The sequence below is a fragment of the Stutzerimonas sp. NM35 genome (assembly GCF_054604355.1).
Genome location: NZ_CM137728.1, coordinates 1,760,202 through 1,779,256 on the forward strand (window position 1 = coordinate 1,760,202; position 19,055 = coordinate 1,779,256).

Consider the following 19,055-nt stretch of genomic DNA (forward strand, 5'->3'; position numbering starts at 1 on the left):
TAACGTTCCTGCCACAGGGAGAATTGCATGGGCAACAAGGTCGCACTGGTTCTGGGTTCCGGAGGTGCGCGAGGTTATGCGCATATCGGCGTCATCGAGGAGCTCACGCTGCGAGGCTACGAGATCGAGTGCATCGCCGGCTGCTCGATGGGCGCAGTGGTCGGGGGCATCTACGCGGCGGGCAAGCTGGACGAATACCGCGCCTGGATCGAAAGCCTCGACTATTTCGACATGCTGCGCCTGGTGGATCCGAGCTTCAGCCTCGGCGCCATTCGCGGCGAGAAGATTTTCGGACGCATTCGCGACATGCTCGGCTCGATCAATATCGAAGACCTGCCGATTCCCTTTACCGCCGTCGCCGCCGACCTGACCAACCAGCAGGAAATCTGGTTCCAGGAAGGCAACCTGGAACTGGCCATGCGCGCCTCCGCGGCGATACCAAGCCTGTTCACACCGGTCATACAGGGTAACCGGGTGCTGGTCGATGGCGGCATACTCAACCCGCTACCGATCGTGCCCGTAGTATCCAGCCACAGCGACATCATCATCGCGGTCAACCTCAACGCCAACAATCATCGTCAGTACCCCTTGCCGGAGATATTCCGACCGGGTCGTTTCGACAGCATGATGAGCTCGATCAGCTCGCATATCCCGTTCTGGCGCAAGAACAATAATGGGCTGGATGAACAGCTTGCCGAGCTTCAGTCCGGCGAAGAAGCCCGTGCAGGTCAGCCGCCTGCGGCGCCGACCGGGCGTTGCCCGCCGAAATCGGCTGAAGGCTCGATGGTGGTGGATGTGAGCGGCCCGGCGTCGCTGCTCGAACTGATCAACCAGAGCTTCGAGGTGATGCAATCCTCCCTGACGCAATACAAGATCGCCGGTTACCCGCCCAACGTCCTGATCAATATCCCCAAGCGCGCCTGCCGCTTCTACGAGTTCTACAAGGCGCCGGAACTGATCAAGCTGGGGCGAATCGTCGCCAGCGATGCCCTGGACAAGTACGAGAAGGACCAGTGCTAGCAAGCCGCTGAATAACGCTTGCTACGTCGGATTACGCCTTCGGCTAATTCGACCTACGAAGCGGGGCCGAGCCATAATGCCGGTCAGATAAGGCTGCAGTCGGAGGGGTCGCGTACAAGCTAAACAACCACGCCGATGCTCTGTGGGAGATTCTATGTCAACGACGGCCTCACCTCCTGTGGTTGGTAGGCCGTCTGCGTCTGCATGAGGGCAAAGGCAATTCGGGCGAGTTTGCGGGCCAGGATGGTCAAAGCTTCGGTTTTCTTCAGTCCGCGTGCTAGATAGCCCAGATAGATTTCCTTCCATCGTTTGGTGCGGGCTGCAGACATGGCGGCGTTGTGCAGTAGCCGGCGGATCTCCGGATCACCTTGCTTGGTCAGCTTCCGTCGACCGCTGTAACGGCCAGACTCCTTGAGCCGCACGTCCAGTCCCAGAAATGCGATGAAGGCGTCGCTGTTGCGAAAGTACCCTCGCAGAAACGCCAGGTTCAGCGCTGCAGCAGTCAGAGGCCCAATACCCTCGATGGCTTGGCAGCGCTTGCTCTGTTCCTTCAGGCCGGCCTCGTCCAGAGTTGTCTGAATCGCCTTCTCCAAACGCCGCTCCAGGACGGCCATACGCTTGAGGACCGGCTTCAGTGCATTGGCCAGTGTGCGGTCCTGAGAGAAGCTCTGACGCAGCGATGTCGCGCTACGAACGAGCGTTGCCCGACGATGTAACAACGTCTGCAAGCGGCAGTACGCCTTGCTCGGCGGTTGCCAGGGATCCAGTTGAGTCTGCTCATGAGACAGGTAACGGGCCAACAGTTGGGCGTCGCTACGGTCGTCCTTGTTTCGCCCACCAATGCCCTTGCGATAGTTGCTCAGGCGGAAGCCGTTAATGACGTAAATCCGGTGCCCCTTGGTATGAGCCAGGGTCGCAACATCCATGTGGTAGATGCCTGTGGCTTCGATAGCGATGGCGCAGCACCCAGGTAGAGTCTTGAGCCAGGCCTTGATCGTGCGACGGTCATTGGCTAGCTCGAACACCTCACCAGACCGCGTATCGCAGACGCTCAGCGTCTCCTTGGCCACATCGATTCCGATAACTGCAACTTGGCTTGTCATGGCGCTCTCCGACGGGGAAGATGAAGATCACCTGTCGGGGCTCACAATGGCGCAGGCTTGCCGGTATTGTCGGTATGAGCAGCCACTCAATCCGATGGATTCCTTATCGGCGCTTGTCGTGAGCGCGTGGATGGGGGAAGTCTCCCACCGTCTGGCTTGCAGAAGCGGACTTTGTCCCTCCACCCCCGACAGGTTCCTACCCTAACGCCATACAAGCGGACTTGTCCGCGAGCTTTGCTTTTCTGCCTTGGCACGCAGCCCCCGCCAAAAGCTCGCGGGCAAGCCCCCTCCTACAAAGCGCCTACCTCGCGCAACAGGTTACGGGTACATAACCAAGTGGAAATGCCAACCCGCTTAGCTGACTGGCATTAGGTTTTTTCTTCCGGCGCTTTTATCAGGCTGCAGCCCCTTCGGCCATCACTCGGAGCGCTTCCTCGGCGCTTTCGGCGGTGCGGCGATTTCCGGGACTTCCTTGGCTACCCAGTCACCCAGCAGGCTGTAGGCGACTGCCAGCAGCGTTGGGCCGAGGAAAAGTCCCATGAAGCCGAACGCCAGCACGCCACCGAACACACCCAGCAGCACCACCACCAGCGGCAGGTTGCCACCGCGGCTGATGAGGTAGGGTTTGAGGACGTTATCCACGCCACTGATGATGAACATGCCCCACACGCCGAGGAATACGGCCATGCCGTACTGCCCCTGCCAGATCAGCCAGGCGACCGCAGGCCCCCAGATCAGCGGTGGCACCATCAGGAAGCTGAACGCGAAAGTCAGCAGTCCGAGGACCAGTGCCCCCGGCACACCGGCAATGCTGAAGCCGATATAGGCCAGGATCGCCTGCGCCGCCGCCGTGCCGATCACGCCGTTGACCACGCGCTGTACCGTGCCGGCCACCAGTTCCAGATAGTGATCGGCACGGCCTCCGATCAGTCGATGCAGCAGGCTATGGACGAATGCCGCAAGCTTGGGGCCATCGCGATAGAAGAAGAACACCAGCACCAGGCTCAGAGCCAGTTCCAGCATGCCGCCACCGATACGCGCACTGCGCACCAGCAACCAGTTGCCAACCTGGCCGACGTAGGGGCGGATGGTGGCGAAGAATGCCGTGCCCTGCTCGTCCAGCGTGTGCCACAGATCCAGAAGGTTGTCGCCTATCAGCGGAAACTCACCGAGCCAGGTCGGCGGCTCCGGCAGCCCTTCGACCTGAAGGCTGTGGACCAGGACGTTGACCTCCCGAATCTGATCGGCAATGTTCAGCCCCAGCCAGACCAAAGGCACGGCGACCAGTACCATCCAGCTGAACGTCAGCAGCGTCGCGGCCAGGGTCGAATTACCATTGAGCCAGCGCGTCAACAGGCGCATGACCGGCCAACTGGCAAACGCCAGTACCGCCGCCCAGAACAGTGCGGAGGCAAATGGCGCCAGCACCCAGAGACAGGCACCGAGCAGCACCAGAAGCAGGATCTGCACCAGCAGACGATCATTGTTAAGCATCAGACTACCTATCCGGAAAAAACGTGGTGCGACTGCAGCACGCCTGAATCAGGCGGCTATTGCAGTCTGAAACGCACCTCAGAACCTGTTCAAAGTCTCGCGAGCTAGAGCAATGCAAGGCAAAAACAGGCGAGGACACGGAGTTTACAGCTGTAAATGAGTAGTCCGAGCCTGTTTTTAACGCGGCAGTGCCGACGCGCAGCAGACGTTGAACAGGTTCTCAGCGCAATAGTCTGATGCGCAGACCTTCTTCAGCAGAGGCCTCGCCATCGAGGCGATGAGCCGCAATGCGCTCGGCCAGCAGGGCTTCATGCCAGGCAGCGGCGCCCTGACCTTCCAGCACTACCCGTATCGTGCTGTCGAGCCGCAGGACATTGGCCAGCAGCGCCGCCCACTCCTGGCTGGGCGCGTCGGGCAAACGGGGTAGCCACAGGGTTCCCGCGCTTTTCAGCTGGCGCAGCAGCGTTGCCGGGTTCGGCAGAATATCGCCCAGCGGCTGTTCCGGGCTGAACTGCTCCACGTGCAGATAGGGCCGGCCATTGCCACGTGTGATGCCGTAGAGCGCCACGAGACTGCCGGCATCATCCGCCAGGCGTGCCAGCAGGTAGGCCTGCTGGGCTTCGGGGCCATAGAGCGTGGCGCGCTGAAAGATATCGTTGGCCCAGAGACTGCTGGAACCACACTCACGGCCTTCACACCAGAAAAGCAGCTCGGCCCCCGTCTCGATCAGCTGATTGCGGGTCGTCTCGAATGCTTCGATGCCGGTATGCGTCTCCGGCAACTGATAAGTGATGGCCGCCAGCTGGCCAGTGGCACTGATCTGATCGCTCACTCTCAGGCGCCCGCTGATACGGCGTATGGCATCCAGCGGATAGCTCCGCTCCACCGTCGGCTGTTCCCTGGCGGAGACGATTTTCGCCTGCGGGTAGTTCGCCAATACCTCGACACCCCTGCTGGCAGAAAGGTCCGCGGCATTTGCCACACCGACAAACAGGGTCAGGCCCAGTATCCCTATGGCTCTGTAAAGTCTGCACTCCCTGACCATGGCGGCCCTGTGAAAATCGATCATTGCACTGTGTTTCCTGCTGAGACGAATGCCCCAGCCTCACCAGTTGGCAAAAGCGTGTCAAGCGAGGCTTTGCGACAGATTCTTGCGCGGGTCGTCCGTTACCCGGCCACAGTCGCGAAGAAAGGATTGAAAACAGCCGCAATCGCTGCCGCACCCGCCTGATCATCCAGATGCAAATGGTGTCCGCCAGGCAAGTGATGCAGGTCGAACGGCAGGGATTGCACCCGCTCACGCAGGCCCGGATCGACCAACAGGCCCTGCTCGGCAAGCACCAGGCTTGCCGGACAGGTTACAGCCTGGATAAAGGCCTGCGCATGGGCCTGGCTCAGACGCAGCGGCGACGGCAGCATCAAGCGCGCATCGGTACGCCAGGTGTAACCGCCCGGCACCGGCATCAGGCCACGCTGGGCCAGTAATTCAGCCGCTTCCCAACTGACCGCACCGACACCTTTCATGCGTGCCGCAACCGCCTGCTCGAACGTGGCATAGACCGGCTTGCGCTTGTTCTTCACTTTAAGCAGCGCCCGCAGCGATTCACCGAGCTTTTGCGGGGCGCCAGCGGCTTCGCCGGTAAAGGGAACCACGCCATCGATGAGCGCCAGACGCTCGACCCGCTCTGGCATGGCGCCGGCCAGCAAGACCGCAACGATGGCGCCCATGGAATGCCCCAGCAGCGAGAATCGCTGCCAGCCGAACTGCTCCGCCGTCTGCAGCACGTCATGGGCGTAATCCCAGATGTTGTAGGCGGCCCCCATGGGGCGATGATCGGAATGGCCATGACCGGGCAGATCCAGCGCGACGATGCGCAGGCCGTCGAGCAGCGGCGCGAGTCGGCTGAAGGTCGCCGCATTGTCGAGCCAGCCATGCAGGGCAATGACCGGCTGACCGTTTTCCGGGCCATAAAGATGAGCCGCTACTTCGATATGCGGCAGGCTCAGACGGACCTCTTCGAAAGCGACGGTCATGCGACACCTCTTTTCTGATTCGCCTCGCCCCAGCGCATGAACAGCTCCCCGAGCAGGACTGCCGTATCCTGCGGATGCTCCAGCGGAAACATATGCCCGCCGGGCAATGTATGCCCCTCGCCGTGCGCAACCAGACGCAACAGATACAGATGATGCGGCAGCACGACTCGACTTTGCCGGCCTCGCACGACTGCCAGCGGGATTTTCAGGGCATGCGGCCAGCCAGGCGTGATATGCGGCACGCTGCGGTAGATGCGGATCTCCGTATCGGGATCGAAGCGCAGGCGCACGCCCTGCGCCGTCGGCTCCAGACCGTGCTCGACATAGGCATCCAGGCATTCGGGATCGAAGCTGCGAAACAATGCCCGACTGGCAAAATACTGCCGCGCCTCGTCAGTGTTGGCGAATTCTTCACGCCGTCCCAGGGTGCGCCCTGCCGGCGTCAGGCGATCGATGAAGCCGCAGCGCTTGGCGACCCAGATAACTGTCTGGTCGAACCAGGTCGGCATGGGCGAATCGAGCATGACCACGCCACGGTAGAGCTCGGGCCGCTGCAGCGCCGCGTGATAATGCAGCATGCCGCCCAGCGAATGCCCGACACCCCAGACTGGCTCACCGATACGTTCCAACTGCTCCAGTAGTTCACGCACCAGATTGTGCCAGTTGTCATCCACTGGAAAGCGCGGATCGTGACCGTGCTGCTCAAGATGGGTGACGCTGTAATCAGGTGCCAGTAACTCGAACAGCTTACGGTAAGTGCCTGACGGGAAGCCGTTGGCGTGGGCGAAGAAAATGCGCTGCGTCATGGATTCCAGGTGCCAAGGGAAAGACGTCCATTGTCTGGCAGCCCTTCCCTATGCGGCAATCGACCCAGGCGGCAGAATGAAAGGCAGTCACGCCAAACAAGGCGCCAGCGACGCCGGTTGACTATCGGCCTGGTCGCACGGACCCAAGCGGCACCACCGCAACCGTCAATCTTGAGATACAACTGGGTTTGCCATCCTCGCCGCTCAGGCGAATATCCCAGACATGAGTCGAACGCCCCAGGTGCACCGGGCGGCACACCGCCGTGACACGCCCGCTGCGCAGGCCGCGCAAATGGTTGGCGTTGACCTCCAGCCCTACGCAATAGAAACGCTCGGGATCGATACAGTAGTGACTGGCCATCGAGCCCAGAGTCTCGGCCAGCACCACCGAGGCACCGCCATGCAGCAGCCCATAGGGCTGATGCGTGCGCGAATCCACCGGCATGCTGGCGGTAATGGACTGTTCGTCGAGTGCTTCGAAGCGGATATCGAGCAGCTCGACGATGGAGTGCTTGCCGCTGACGTTGAGCTGTTCGAGATCAGGTTGGCGCTGCCAGATGCTCAAAGGGGCTTCCTCATGGTCACTATCTGCTCGGATGACGAAGCAAGACAAGCTGCATCAGCCCAGCCGCCAGGTACTCGCCTTCCAGTTCAGCCAGGCTTCCCGTTGCCATGGGCAGCGGCGTATCACGACGCCCACTGACCAGCAGGTCACCCAGCGCGCCGACCAGCGGCTGGTGCGTCACCAGGAGGATTTCCTCTTCGCTGCGGCGACCGAGATAAAGCAGCGCATCGCCCGGATCGGATTCGGGCGTGAGCCAGGGCACGGTCTCCACCGCGCCGCTGAAGCCAAGCGCCTGCCGGACGATCTCGGCAGTCTGCTGGGCGCGGCTGTAAGGGCTGGCCAGAATGGCCTGCAAGTGGCGTCCGCGCAGATGAGCCGCACTGTTGTTCACTTCAAGCCTGCCGGCATCAGTCAGGTTGCGCTCAGCATCGGTACGCGCCCTGGGTTCGGCCTCGCCGTGACGCAGCAGCCACAGCCTCATGGCTGCTGCCCCTGCTGCGGCGCTTCGGGCGCAACCGGCGGGGGCGTTTCGATGTCGGCAGGACGCGGCACCGGCCAGTCGGACATCGGCCATGGCTTGCGGTCGGTGTTGAAGGTGCCGAAACGACCAATCTGCGCCACGTACTGACTTAGACTGTCGCCAAAGCCACGCAGGCTCTCGTTGGGCTTGCCGTTCAACGCCCGCATGACCAGCTGCGCAACCACGACTATCAGCAGCACTACCTCGGCGATCTGCCAGACGAAAAAGAACAGCAGCATCCAGACCGCGCGCATGATCAGCGACTGGCGCTCGGCATTATTGTGTGATGAGTTCATCTGTATCTCCGCTTTCTTGGCTCAAAAGCCGTCGGTCGAAATGAAATCCACATCGGTCTTGGGCTCACCACGCATCAACAAGCCAATGACCTGTTCCAGCGTACGACCCTCGAACAGGATGGCATGCAGCCCTGCGACCAGCGGCATGTAAACCTGCAACTCCTCTGCCTTGGTCTTCAGCACCCGAATGGTATTGACGCCCTCGGCTACTTCGCCCAGGCGCGAGACGGCCTCATCGAGACTCAAGCCTTGGCCGAGCGCCTGGCCTACCTGGAAATTACGGCTTTTTGCCGAAGTACAGGTAACGATCAGGTCGCCGACACCGGCAAGGCCGAGAAAGGTCATCGGATTGGCGCCCAACCTGACGGCAAAACGAGTCATTTCGGCCAGGGCGCGGGTAATCAGCATGCTGCGGGTGTTCTCGCCCATGCCCAGGGCTGCGGCCATGCCGGCCATGATCGCGTAGACGTTCTTCAGCGCGCCACCCAGTTCGACGCCGAAGCGGTCGGCGCTGGCATAGACGCGGAAGGTACGCCCGTGCAGCACGGCCTGCACCTGCCGGCAGAGCGCTTCGTCATGGCTTGCGACCACGGTGGCGGTCAGTGCATGCTCGGCGACTTCACGCGCCAGATTAGGACCGGAAATCACACCGATACGGGCCTGCGGAGCGATCTCTTCGAGAATCTGGCTCATCAGCAGAAAGCCCTGGGCCTCGATGCCCTTGGTGGTGCTGACCAGCATCTTGCCCGCCAGCCGGTCGGCGAACGGCGACAGCGCCTGACGCAGGGCTGCCGAGGGCAGCGCCACAAAGATCAATTCGCAGTCATCGAGCGTCTGGCCGAGGTCCGTGACCGGATCGATCTGAGCCAGTAAGGTCACGCCCTTGAGATAGCGCGGATTCTGGCGCTGGGTGCGCATGCTCTCGGCTTGCTCGGGATCGCGCATCCACAGACGCACGCTGTGGCCATTCTCGGCCAGAAGATTCGCAATGGCGGTACCGAAGCTGCCGCCGCCAAGCACCGCGATGGGTTGCTGTTCAGTCATGGGGTATCCGTTTCGAGCCATCGGCTGGCGATGCCCGGCATTATTACGTAGCCATCGGCGCACAGCCAGAACAAAGGCTGCCGGGGTACGGAATCATCAGGTTACAGATCCAGCCTATACGAACAAACCCCTTGCGCCTGTCTCACGCAGCTATTACCCCATAGTCTATGGGGGACAGTTTGTCATAAGGTCGTTGTCACAACGCAGGAGTGGTAAAGTAGCGCCCCGTTTCTGTCATGTAACCTCTCGTGGCCAGATGGAAACGGAAGACGCCCTTGTTCTTGCGCTGTGACTTTAGGCGCAGGGTGGCAGTCTATTACTAGTCTTTTATGATCGTACTCTTGATTTTCGAGTCGAATGAAAAGCAGCAAGCCCTCCATAAAAGGGACCATTGAGGAATACGCATGACCAAACAACAGGCCTTTACTCGGGAAGATCTGCTCCGTTGCAGCCGCGGCGAGCTGTTTGGCCCCGGTAATGCGCAACTGCCCGCACCGAACATGCTGATGGTCGATCGCATCGTTCATATCAGCGAGGTGGGCGGCAAGTACGGCAAGGGCGAATTGGTCGCCGAGCTGGATATCAATCCGGACCTCTGGTTCTTTGGCTGCCATTTCGAAGGCGATCCGGTCATGCCCGGCTGCCTGGGCCTGGATGCCATGTGGCAGCTCGTCGGTTTCTACCTTGGCTGGCAGGGCAACCCCGGTCGTGGTCGTGCACTGGGTTCTGGCGAAGTGAAGTTCTTCGGCCAGGTCCTGCCGACCGCCAAGAAAGTCACCTATAACATTCATATCAAGCGCACCATCAGCCGCTCGCTGATCCTCGGCATCGCCGACGGCACAGTCAGCGTCGATGGCCGCGAGATCTACAGTGCCGAAGGTTTGCGTGTCGGCCTGTTTACCTCTACCGATAGCTTCTGAAGGACTTCCGCATGCGTCGCGTCGTGATCACCGGCCTGGGTATCGTTTCCTGCCTCGGCAATGACAAAGACACCGTCTCCGCCAACCTGCGCGCCAGCCGCCCCGGCATTCGCTTCAACCAGGCCTACGCGGACATGGGCTTGCGCAGTCAGGTTTCCGGTTCAGTCAACCTGAATCTGGAAGAACTGATCGACCGCAAGATCCTGCGTTTCATGGGCGATGCGGCGGCCTACGCCTATCTGGCCATGCAACAGGCCCTGGAAGACTCGGGCCTCAGCGCCGATGACATCTCCAACCCGCGCATCGGCCTGATCGCCGGTTCCGGTGGCGCCTCGACCATCAATCAGATGGAAGCCATCGACATCCTGCGCGACAAGGGCGTCAAGCGCATTGGCCCATATCGCGTGCCGCGCACCATGAGCAGCACCGTGTCGGCCTGCCTGGCCACGCCGTTCCGTATCAAGGGCATCAACTATTCCATCGCATCGGCCTGCGCCACCAGCGCGCATTGCATCGGTCATGCCATGGAACAGATCCAGATGGGCAAGCAGGACGTGGTCTTTGCCGGTGGCGGTGAAGAAGAACACTACAGCCAGAGCTGCCTGTTCGACGCCATGGGCGCTCTCTCCAGCCAGTACAACGACACGCCGGAAAAAGCCTCGCGCGCCTACGATGCCAAGCGTGACGGCTTCGTCATCGCCGGCGGTGGCGGCATGGTGGTGGTCGAGGAGTTGGAGCACGCGCTCAAGCGCGGCGCCAAGATCTACGCGGAAATCGTCGGCTACGGCGCCACGTCCGATGGCTACGACATGGTCGCCCCGAGCGGCGAAGGCGCACTGCGTTGCATGCAGCAGGCGATGGCCACTGTCGAAGGTCCGATCGACTACCTCAATACCCACGGCACGTCCACTCCGGTGGGCGACGTCGCGGAAATCAAGGCCGTACGCAACATGTTCGGCGACAAGGTTCCGGCAATCAGTTCGACCAAGAGCCTGTCCGGCCACTCGCTGGGCGCCGCCGGCGTTCACGAGGCGATCTACTGCATGCTGATGATGCAGGGCAACTTCATTGCCGGCTCGGCCAACATCGACGAGCTGGACCCGGAAGTCGCCGACATGCCGATCGTCCGCGAGACGCGCGAGAACGCACAGTTCGACACCGTCATGAGCAACAGTTTCGGCTTCGGTGGCACCAACGCCACCCTGGTGCTCAAGCGCTGGAAAGGCTGATCCGCTTCAAGCGCACCAACGAAAACGCCCCGACCGGTTCGGGGCGTTTTCGTTTCCGGCTTCAATTGCGGGAATCATCAGCTCCAGGGTTCATTCGGCAGCTCGACGGTATCGCCATGGGCGATACAGGACGCTGCCGTGAACAGCGCATCGGTGGACGAATTCAGTGCGGTCTCCGCCGAATCCTGCACGATGCCGATGATGAACCCGACCGCCACCACCTGCATCGCCAGGTCATTGGGAATTCCGAACAGGCTGCACGCCAACGGGATCAGCAACAACGATCCCCCCGCCACACCCGAGGCGCCGCAGGCAGAGATTGACGCCAGCAGGCTGAGCAGAATCGCGGTCGGCACATCCACCACGATGCCCAGCGTATTGACTGCAGCCAGGGTCAGCACCGTGATGGTGATGGCCGCGCCGGCCATGTTGATGGTTGCCCCGAGCGGAATCGACACCGAATAGGTGTCCTTGTGCAGCCCCAGACGTTCGCACAGCTGCATATTGACCGGAATGTTCGCTGCCGAGCTGCGGGTGAAGAATGCAGTGATCCCGCTTTCTCGCAGGCAGGTGAAAACCAGTGGGTAGGGATTGCGGCGAAGCTTCCAGTACACGATCAATGGATTCATCAGCAGCGCCACGAACAGCATGCTGCCAACCAGTACCAGCAACAGCTGAAAATAGCTGGCGAGCACCGCGAACCCGGATTGCGCCAGCGTTCCGGCGACCAGCCCGAAAACGCCCAGAGGAGCGAAGCGGATCACCACCTTGACGATAAGCATCACGCCCTCGGAAATATCGCTGACCAGCTCGCGCGTGGTTTCCCGCGCATGGCGAAAGGCAAATCCCAGCCCAATCGCCCATGCCAGAATGCCGATGTAGTTCCCCTCGATAAGTGCATGTACAGGGTTGTCGGCAATATTGAACAGCAGCGTCTTGAGCACGGCACCGACGCCAGATGGCGCCACTACATCGCTTGCCTCGTTGACGAGGGTCAGGGTCGTCGGGAACAGACTACTGGCAATTACGGCCACCACCGCCGCACTCAGGGTTCCAAGGGCATATAAAAGCAGGATCGGGCGAATATGCGTGGGTTGTCCCTGCTTGTGGTTGGCCAGCGAAGCGGTTACCAGCACGAAGACCAGCACCGGCGCCACGGCCTTCAGGCCCGCCACGAAGAGATCACCCAGCAAGCTGACCGAACGCGCGGCTTCGGGAAACAGCCAGGCCAACAGGCAGCCGGCAACCAGCCCCGTGACGATCTGCGCCACCAGACTGATACGGCTATAGGCTCTGAAAACACGAGTGGACAGGTTGGACATGAAGAGAGTCTCGGCGTAAGAGGCTACGGATACTGGCGCGTGGCGGACAACACGAGCACGCTGGGCGACCGGATAAAACGCCGGATGGTACGCACCCGCGGCCCATCTGCCCAGCACTTGCAATGCAACGTCTGAACGATATTGCAGCGTGCGTGACGCCTCGACTGGCCCGAGGCGTCAGCTGCCTGTTCAGATACGGAAACGCGCGACCAGGTTGTTCAGATCGATGGCGAGCCGGGACAGTTCCTGGCTCGCCGCACTGGTCTGGTTGGCGCCGGCGGCGGATTGCAGCGACAGGTCACGAATATTGACCAGGTTGCGGTCCACTTCGCGTGCGACCTGAGCCTGCTCCTCCGACGCGCTGGCAATCACCAGGTTACGTTCGCTGATCTGGCTGATGGCCGCCGTGATGCCTTCCAACGCCTCGCCAGCGGCCTGCGCAAGCTCCAGTGTGGTGTGGGCACGATCACTGCTGGTCTGCATGGCCTGTACCGCTTTGTCTGTGCCCTGATGGACAGCAGCGATCATCTGCTCGATTTCCTGCGTGGACTGCTGCGTGCGATGCGCCAGTGCCCGCACCTCATCGGCCACGACGGCGAAGCCACGACCGGCATCGCCAGCGCGTGCGGCCTCGATGGCGGCGTTCAGAGCCAGCAGATTAGTCTGATCGGCAATCGAGCGAATCACATCCAGCACCTGGCTGATATCACGCACTTGCCCCGCCAGCCGCTCGACCTGCTCAGCCGTCGCGCTCACATCAGCGTCCAGAAGATTGATCGAGTCGACCGTTCTGATGACCTGCTGGCGACCCTGCTGCGCAGTTGCGTCCGACTCGCGCGAGGCTTCGGAAGTCGCCACGGCATTGCGCGCTACTTCGTCGACCGCCGCGGTCATCTCGTTCACCGCCGTCGCCGCCTGCTCGATCTCATGGTTCTGCTGATGCAGGCCACGGGTCGAATCCTCAGTGACCACATTCAGCTCTTCAGCAGCTGATGCCAGCTGATTCGAGGAATCGGAAATACCCTGGATGGTGCTGCGCAGGGTTTCCTGCATGACTTTCAAGGCTGCCAGAAGACGTGCCGGCTCATCACGTCCGAGCACTTCGACGTGCTGCGTCAGGTTCCCGGCTGCGACCACTTCAGCGATGGCAACCGCCTCATTCAGAGGCTGGACGATACTGCGGGTGAATACCCAGGCGAGCAGCGCTGTCAGAAATGCCGACACCACAAATGTTGCAATCATCCACAGCCGAGAGGTCTGAAAGATCTTCTCCGAGTTCTGGACCGAAAGTGATGACTGTTCAGAACTGAATACAACCAGCTTATGCAACGAATCGTTTAGCGCGTTGCCGGTCACATTCAGTTTCGAGCCGATCACTTCAATCGCCGCCCCGGTCTGGCCCTGCCGCTCCAGACTGGTGACCTCTGCGAGGACCTCTTCGTAGGCTTCCCGCGTACTCCGATAGTTGTCAAAAAGTTCCTGTTCGCGCGCCAGCACTATGTTGCGCTGATACGCCTCTTCATAGTGACGTAGCCCATTTCGGAACTCATCAAGAGCTGCGCGATTCGCTTCGGCCCGAGCAGGGTCGAGTACCAAGCGCAGAGTATAAATACGGGTACGCAGCGTATGTTGGTTCAGCTCTCCCAAAGCTACGATGCTCGGCAACCAGTGTTCACTCAGCCCCTTCGCTTCGCTGTGCATCTGCGACATTTTCTGCAGCGCGAACAGCCCCAGCAGAACCAGAATAGTACCTATCAGGCCGAATCCCAGCGCTGATCGCCGAGAAACATTCATATTGCGCACAAGCATGGGACAACCTCACTCCATGGAACAAAATGCTGTATCCGAACGTTTACAGCAACTTGAGCGCAGTATCGTCACCGGCGGCTAATTACTTGAATGATTGACGTCAAATTAACGTTATTTAGCTTCGCACCCTGACCGACGGTACGCGAAGGATGGCTCAGCGCACCTGAGCCTGACGTTTGCGTGGCAGGATGGCGAGGAAGTTGTCGAGCGCTACTTGGTTGGCAACCTTCTTCGGCAGGGCATCGAGAAAGGGCACAAACGCCTGCATGCCTTCAGCAAGGCTGTCAAAACGCCCCACCACATCGCTGCCTAGCATGAATCGAGTCGGGTGACGCTCGACCAGCTCCAGCCACTCCTTTCGAGGGGTTCCTTCAGCATTCAGCAGGTAGGGCTTAAGCATGGTCCAGGACAGATCGATATGCAGGTTGGGGTAATCATCGAGCAGGCGTGAAACCGTTGGCAGCAGAAAATCAAGCTGCTCCTGATGACGATGCAGCTCCATGCTGGTACCGGCATGTGCCCAGATGAAACGGGTATGCGGATGGTTGCGCAGCGGCTCCTCCAGCTCGCCCAGATACAGCGGATTGCGTTCGCGCTTGGAGGTGATGTTGGAATGCAGCATCACCGGCAGGTCGAATTCGGCGGCCAGGTGATAGACCTTCGCCAGCGCCTCGTTGTTGGCGCGCGGCGTGTCGCCTTCGGTCAGCGCGGTGATGTCGTCGTGACGAGTAAAGACCTCGCCGATGCCCTGCCAGAGGCCGGGGTTGAGTTCGAGCATGCGGCGGATATGCGTGGCGGCATTCTTGTCGTTGGGGTTGAATCCGGACAGGAAGGGATGGAAGCGCAGGCGCTGTTGTTCATCCAGTTCCTCCATGGCAGCCGCGACGATCATGTCAGTTGCGCTGTACCAGTACACGGGAGCATCGTCGCCGGCGTAATAACGTGGTCTTTTCGGCTCGTTTTCATGCCACTTCTTCGCCACCGGAATGCCACTGACCATCACATGGTCGATGCCACCCTCATCCATCGCCTCGATGAGTTTCTCGATGCCGGCACTTTCCTGGAAGAAATCCACCAGATGCAAGTGCGCATCGCTGTAGCGGTAATCACGCGCCTGGGCCGGCGCAATGGATGCGACCAGACAGATCGCAGCAAGGTATTTCTGAACGTTGAGCACTGTTGTCCTCCTGACAGCCAAGCGGATAGACCACCAACCTGGTAGACGGGTTCAGGTTTCAGTCCCACAAATACCCCGCTGGGTATATTGATGATGATCAACGCCGCGCCTCGATCCCACCGTTAGGCTAGGGCCTCGACACTTATTCAATCAGGAGCGGAATCAGACATGGCCATCAAGACCATCAGTGCCAAGGGCGAAATGAATGCCGGCATGAGTATCGAGGTGCAATGCGGCAACCATCGCCTGGTCATGGACCAGCCGAAAAACGCCGCCGGCCAGGACCTTGGCCCCACGCCACTGGAAGCGATTCTCGCGGCGGTGGCCGGCTGCTTCGGCACTATCGGACGCTTTATCGCGCATCAGAAGAAAATCGAATTACGCAGCATGCGTTTCGAAGTTGAAGCCGACTACGATCCGGCTGGCCTGCTCGGTCGCGATCCAGATGTGCGGCCAGGCTTTCAGGAGCTGCGGATCAAGGTCGAGATCGATGCGGATCTCAGCCGCGAAGAAAAGCAGGCCCTGCTCGAACAGATCGAAAAACGCTGCCCGGTCGCAGACAACCTGACTTATGGCACGCGGCTGGTCAGCGTGCTGGCCTGAACGCAGAAAGCCCGTCGATGACGGGCTTTCTGCATTTCTATAGCGGATCGATCAAGCGGAAAGCTCAACCAGCAACTTGTTCAGACGCTGCACATAGGCCGCAGGGTCCTTGAGGCTGTCGCCCGCCGCCAGTGCCGCCTGGTCGAAGAGGATGTGCGAAAGGTCGGCGAAGCGGTCTTCGTCCGGCTCGGCATCCAGCTTCTCGACCAGCGGATGCTGCGGATTGAACTCGAAGATCGGCTTGGACTCCGGCACCTTCTGCCCGCTGGCTTCGAGGATCTGGCGCATCTGCAGGCCCAGGTCCTGCTCGCCGATGGCGAGGATCGCCGGCGAGTCGGTGAGGCGATGGGAAACCCGCACCTCGGCCACCGCGTCACCCAGCGCTCCCTTGAGGCGCTCCACCAGGCCTTCCTTCGTCTTGGCGATTTCTTCCTGGGCCTTCTTGTCCTCTTCCGAATCCAGCTTGCCGAGATCCAGGTCGCCACGCGCCACGTCGACGAACTGCTTGCCGTCGAACTCGGTCAGGTAGCTCATCAGCCACTCGTCGATGCGGTCGGTGAGCAGCAGCACTTCGATGCCCTTCTTGCGGAAGACTTCCAGGTGCGGGCTGTTCTTGACCTGCGCATGGGACTCGCCGGTGAGGAAGTAGATCTTGTCCTGGCCTTCCTTCACGCGGCCCAGGTAATCGGCCAGCGAAACCGTCTGCTCGCCGGAGGCATCCTGGGTGGAGGCAAAGCGCAGCAGGCTGGCGATCTTCTCCTTGTTGGCGAAGTCTTCGGCGGGACCTTCCTTGAGCACCTGGCCGAACTGCTTCCAGAAGGAGGCGTACTGCTCGGGCTCGTTCTTCGCCAGTTTCTCCAGCATGTCCAGCACGCGCTTGGTCAGCGCCGACTTCATGGAGTCGATCACCGGGTCCTTCTGCAGAATCTCGCGCGAGACGTTCAGCGACAGGTCGTTGGAATCGACCACGCCCTTGATGAAGCGCAGGTACAGCGGCAGGAACTCGTCGGCCTGGTCCATGATGAACACGCGCTGCACGTAGAGCTTGAGACCCTTGGGCGCTTCGCGCTGGTACAGGTCGAACGGCGCGCGGCCTGGCACATAGAGCAAGGAAGTGTATTCCAGCTTGCCTTCGACCTTGTTGTGGCTCCAGGCCAGCGGGTTCTCGAAGTCGTGGGCGACGTGCTTGTAGAACTCCTGGTATTCCTCGTCCTTCACCTCGGTGCGCGGACGGGTCCAGAGCGCGCTGGCGCGGTTGACCGTTTCCCACTCCGGCTCGGCGGGCTTGTCCTTCTCTTCGCCATGGAATTCCTTCGGCAACTCGATGGGCAGCGCGATATGGTCGGAGTACTTCTTGATGACGTTGCGCAGACGCCAACCATCGGCGAACTCTTCTTCGCCGGCCTTCAGATGCAGGACGATACGGGTGCCGCGCTCGGCCTTCTCGACGGTGGCGACCTCGAATTCGCCCTCGCCCTTCGAGGACCAGTAGACACCCTCTTCTGCTGGCGTACCGGCGCGGCGGCTGAACACTTCCACCTGGTCGGCGACGATGAACGCCGAGTAGAAGCCGACGCCGAACTGGCCGATCAGGTGCGAATCCTTCTTCTGGTCGCCGGTCAGGTGCTTCATGAAATCGGCGGTGCCGGACTTGGCGATGGTGCCCAGGTGGGTCACCACGTCGTCGCGGTTCATGCCGATGCCGTTGTCATCGAGGGTAACGGTCTTGGCGTCCTTGTCGAAGCTGACGCGAATCCGTAGATCACCGCTGCCTTCGAGCAGCTCAGGCTTGGCCAGCGCCTCGAAGCGCAGCTTGTCGGCGGCGTCGGAAGCGTTGGAGATCAGCTCGCGAAGAAAGATCTCCTTGTTCGAATACAGCGAATGAATCATCAGGTGAAGCAGTTGCTTCACTTCGGTCTGGAAGCCCAGGGTTTCTTTGTTTTGAGTCTCCACACTCATCGTCTACGAACTCCACATCGTCAATGGCACGGGCCGCGATCGCGGCGATGTCAGGCAGATGGGGGCTATGGGGAGAAATTCAAGCCTGCGCCTGACAGACCATTGAAAAACCCACGCTAAGGCTCAAGCAATTCGAGCAGCACGATATCGTCTGGCGTAAGGTTGTAGACCGCTTCACCCGAGCCTTTGAGCAAGTGCCTGATGGCCAGGTTGCCTTCCGGATCGATACCGATGAAGCGCCCCTCGGCCATTGCGCCCCGCTCTGTATGCGCGCGCACCCGCAGCTGTACATAGCGCGCCGGATCACCCAGCAGATGCTGCAAGGTAAAACCATGACGGCGGTCGTTGAGTGACGGACCCTGCGCAGAAACTGCCTGCTCGCGGCTTGCCTGATCTTCGCGGGGCGGGTCGGCCTGCTCGTCATGAGCATGCAGGCCATCCGTAAGCAATTCGATGCTGCCGCTGATACTGGTGCGCAAATGCAGGGGTAGAACCAGATGAAAATCACCGGCCAGTTTGTTGGGCGACACCGGCTGTAGATCCAGATGCAGTGTGTAACCACTCTGGACTCTCCGCGCCTCGGGCAGCTCCTGCTCCGGTCGTGTCCAGCTGATTTCGATTGCAGTTGAAGGATGGGCGTCTTCTGGCAGGACATCGAGGCGCACGGCGCCGGGCTGAATGTTGCCGAGACGAATGACCAGCTCCTGCCGGGCAAAGGGATCATGGCCTTCACGCAACGTCAGCACACCATCGACAAGCGTCCCGACGCTCGGGGTGAAAGATCGCCCATACAACTGGCCATGCAGGTTGAACGCCAGCCTGCTGCCCTGGATATCCTCGTCCGGCTCAAGCCATTTGAGGCCGACAATGGTTTCGAATCGCTCCGGTGCCTGGCTGGCCAGCAGCGAGAACCCCACCACCAACGGGATGATGCCCAACCCGCAAAGCCCGACCGCCTTGCGTGCGGTCTTCCAGTGAGCGATGACATAAATGAGCGTGATCGGCGGGATCATGGATCCCACTCCCCACAACAGGCTGGTGCCGAAGGCCAGCACCACCAGCCAGATGCCAGAGACAACGATCAGCAGCAATCCGCCGAGTATCAGCAACGCATCCATTCAACTTCCTTGAGGCTTCTACGGTGGTAACCGCCT

At 60.6% G+C, this 19,055-nt stretch carries 18 protein-coding genes; 4 read left to right on the plus strand and 14 right to left on the minus strand.

The features are described from left to right. Window positions 1–27: 27 nt before the first annotated feature. Entirely contained in the window at window positions 28–1,020 is a 993-nt protein-coding gene (locus ACYCFC_RS08260) for a patatin-like phospholipase family protein (protein WP_181082719.1), read from the plus strand. A gap of 152 nt (window positions 1,021–1,172) precedes the next feature. On the opposite strand, the gene ACYCFC_RS08265 is transcribed toward ACYCFC_RS08260, so the two are convergent. From ACYCFC_RS08265 to ACYCFC_RS08305, 9 genes are all read right to left on the minus strand, one after another. Next, a complete protein-coding gene (locus ACYCFC_RS08265) occupies window positions 1,173–2,123 on the minus strand; it encodes an IS110 family RNA-guided transposase (RefSeq protein WP_181082092.1) in 951 nt (316 codons plus the stop codon). Window positions 2,124–2,540: 417 nt separating this feature from the next. Beyond that, entirely contained in the window at window positions 2,541–3,617 is a 1,077-nt protein-coding gene (locus tag ACYCFC_RS08270) for an AI-2E family transporter (protein ID WP_181082718.1), read from the minus strand. A gap of 220 nt (window positions 3,618–3,837) precedes the next feature. Next, window positions 3,838–4,686, minus strand: a complete 849-nt coding sequence (locus ACYCFC_RS08275) for a DUF4892 domain-containing protein (protein WP_459653654.1) — start codon at window positions 4,684–4,686, stop codon at window positions 3,838–3,840. Between the two features lie 98 nt (window positions 4,687–4,784). After that, window positions 4,785–5,651: an alpha/beta fold hydrolase gene (locus ACYCFC_RS08280; RefSeq protein ID WP_459653655.1), complete on the minus strand. Its 867-nt coding sequence runs from the start codon at window positions 5,649–5,651 to the stop codon at window positions 4,785–4,787. Then, complete coding sequence (locus ACYCFC_RS08285; RefSeq protein ID WP_459653656.1) at window positions 5,648–6,457, minus strand: alpha/beta fold hydrolase; 810 nt, start codon at window positions 6,455–6,457, stop codon at window positions 5,648–5,650. Before ACYCFC_RS08285 ends, ACYCFC_RS08280 begins: the two co-directional genes overlap by 4 nt. A 121-nt stretch (window positions 6,458–6,578) precedes the next feature. Next, complete coding sequence (locus tag ACYCFC_RS08290) at window positions 6,579–7,022, minus strand: hotdog fold thioesterase (protein WP_181082715.1); 444 nt, start codon at window positions 7,020–7,022, stop codon at window positions 6,579–6,581. A 19-nt stretch (window positions 7,023–7,041) separates the two neighbouring features. Next, on the minus strand, window positions 7,042–7,503 hold the full coding sequence (sixA, locus tag ACYCFC_RS08295) for a phosphohistidine phosphatase SixA (protein ID WP_181082714.1): 462 nt from the start codon (window positions 7,501–7,503) through the stop codon (window positions 7,042–7,044). After that, window positions 7,500–7,838: a DUF4389 domain-containing protein gene (locus ACYCFC_RS08300; protein ID WP_181082713.1), complete on the minus strand. Its 339-nt coding sequence runs from the start codon at window positions 7,836–7,838 to the stop codon at window positions 7,500–7,502. Before ACYCFC_RS08300 ends, sixA begins: the two co-directional genes overlap by 4 nt. A gap of 21 nt (window positions 7,839–7,859) precedes the next feature. Further along, window positions 7,860–8,882: an NAD(P)H-dependent glycerol-3-phosphate dehydrogenase gene (locus ACYCFC_RS08305; RefSeq protein ID WP_181082712.1), complete on the minus strand. Its 1,023-nt coding sequence runs from the start codon at window positions 8,880–8,882 to the stop codon at window positions 7,860–7,862. 404 nt (window positions 8,883–9,286) lie between these two features. On the opposite strand from ACYCFC_RS08305, the gene fabA reads away from it, so the two are divergent. Both fabA and fabB read left to right on the plus strand, forming a co-directional pair. Next, the gene (gene fabA / locus ACYCFC_RS08310; protein WP_037022674.1) at window positions 9,287–9,802 is read left to right on the plus strand and encodes a 3-hydroxyacyl-[acyl-carrier-protein] dehydratase FabA; all 516 of its coding nucleotides are present in this window, start codon (window positions 9,287–9,289) and stop codon (window positions 9,800–9,802) included. A gap of 11 nt (window positions 9,803–9,813) precedes the next feature. Beyond that, window positions 9,814–11,031, plus strand: coding sequence for a beta-ketoacyl-ACP synthase I (gene fabB, locus ACYCFC_RS08315; protein WP_181082711.1), 1,218 nt, complete (start codon window positions 9,814–9,816; stop codon window positions 11,029–11,031). 77 nt (window positions 11,032–11,108) lie between these two features. On the opposite strand, the gene sstT is transcribed toward fabB, so the two are convergent. The 3 genes from sstT to ACYCFC_RS08330 form a co-directional block, all read right to left on the minus strand. Next, complete coding sequence (gene sstT, locus ACYCFC_RS08320; RefSeq protein WP_181082710.1) at window positions 11,109–12,353, minus strand: serine/threonine transporter SstT; 1,245 nt, start codon at window positions 12,351–12,353, stop codon at window positions 11,109–11,111. A gap of 189 nt (window positions 12,354–12,542) precedes the next feature. Beyond that, window positions 12,543–14,162 carry a methyl-accepting chemotaxis protein gene (locus ACYCFC_RS08325; RefSeq protein WP_181082709.1) on the minus strand — a complete coding sequence of 540 codons (1,620 nt, stop codon included), beginning with the start codon at window positions 14,160–14,162 and terminating at the stop codon, window positions 12,543–12,545. 154 nt (window positions 14,163–14,316) lie between these two features. After that, on the minus strand, window positions 14,317–15,339 hold the full coding sequence (locus ACYCFC_RS08330) for an amidohydrolase family protein (protein ID WP_181082708.1): 1,023 nt from the start codon (window positions 15,337–15,339) through the stop codon (window positions 14,317–14,319). Window positions 15,340–15,507: 168 nt separating this feature from the next. On the opposite strand from ACYCFC_RS08330, the gene ACYCFC_RS08335 reads away from it, so the two are divergent. Further along, on the plus strand, window positions 15,508–15,942 hold the full coding sequence (locus ACYCFC_RS08335) for an OsmC family protein (protein WP_459653657.1): 435 nt from the start codon (window positions 15,508–15,510) through the stop codon (window positions 15,940–15,942). A gap of 51 nt (window positions 15,943–15,993) precedes the next feature. On the opposite strand, the gene htpG is transcribed toward ACYCFC_RS08335, so the two are convergent. Next, window positions 15,994–17,901, minus strand: coding sequence for a molecular chaperone HtpG (gene htpG / locus ACYCFC_RS08340; protein WP_181082706.1), 1,908 nt, complete (start codon window positions 17,899–17,901; stop codon window positions 15,994–15,996). Window positions 17,902–18,017: 116 nt separating this feature from the next. Further along, complete coding sequence (locus ACYCFC_RS08345; RefSeq protein WP_459653658.1) at window positions 18,018–19,019, minus strand: MFS transporter; 1,002 nt, start codon at window positions 19,017–19,019, stop codon at window positions 18,018–18,020. Window positions 19,020–19,055: the final 36 nt, after the last annotated feature.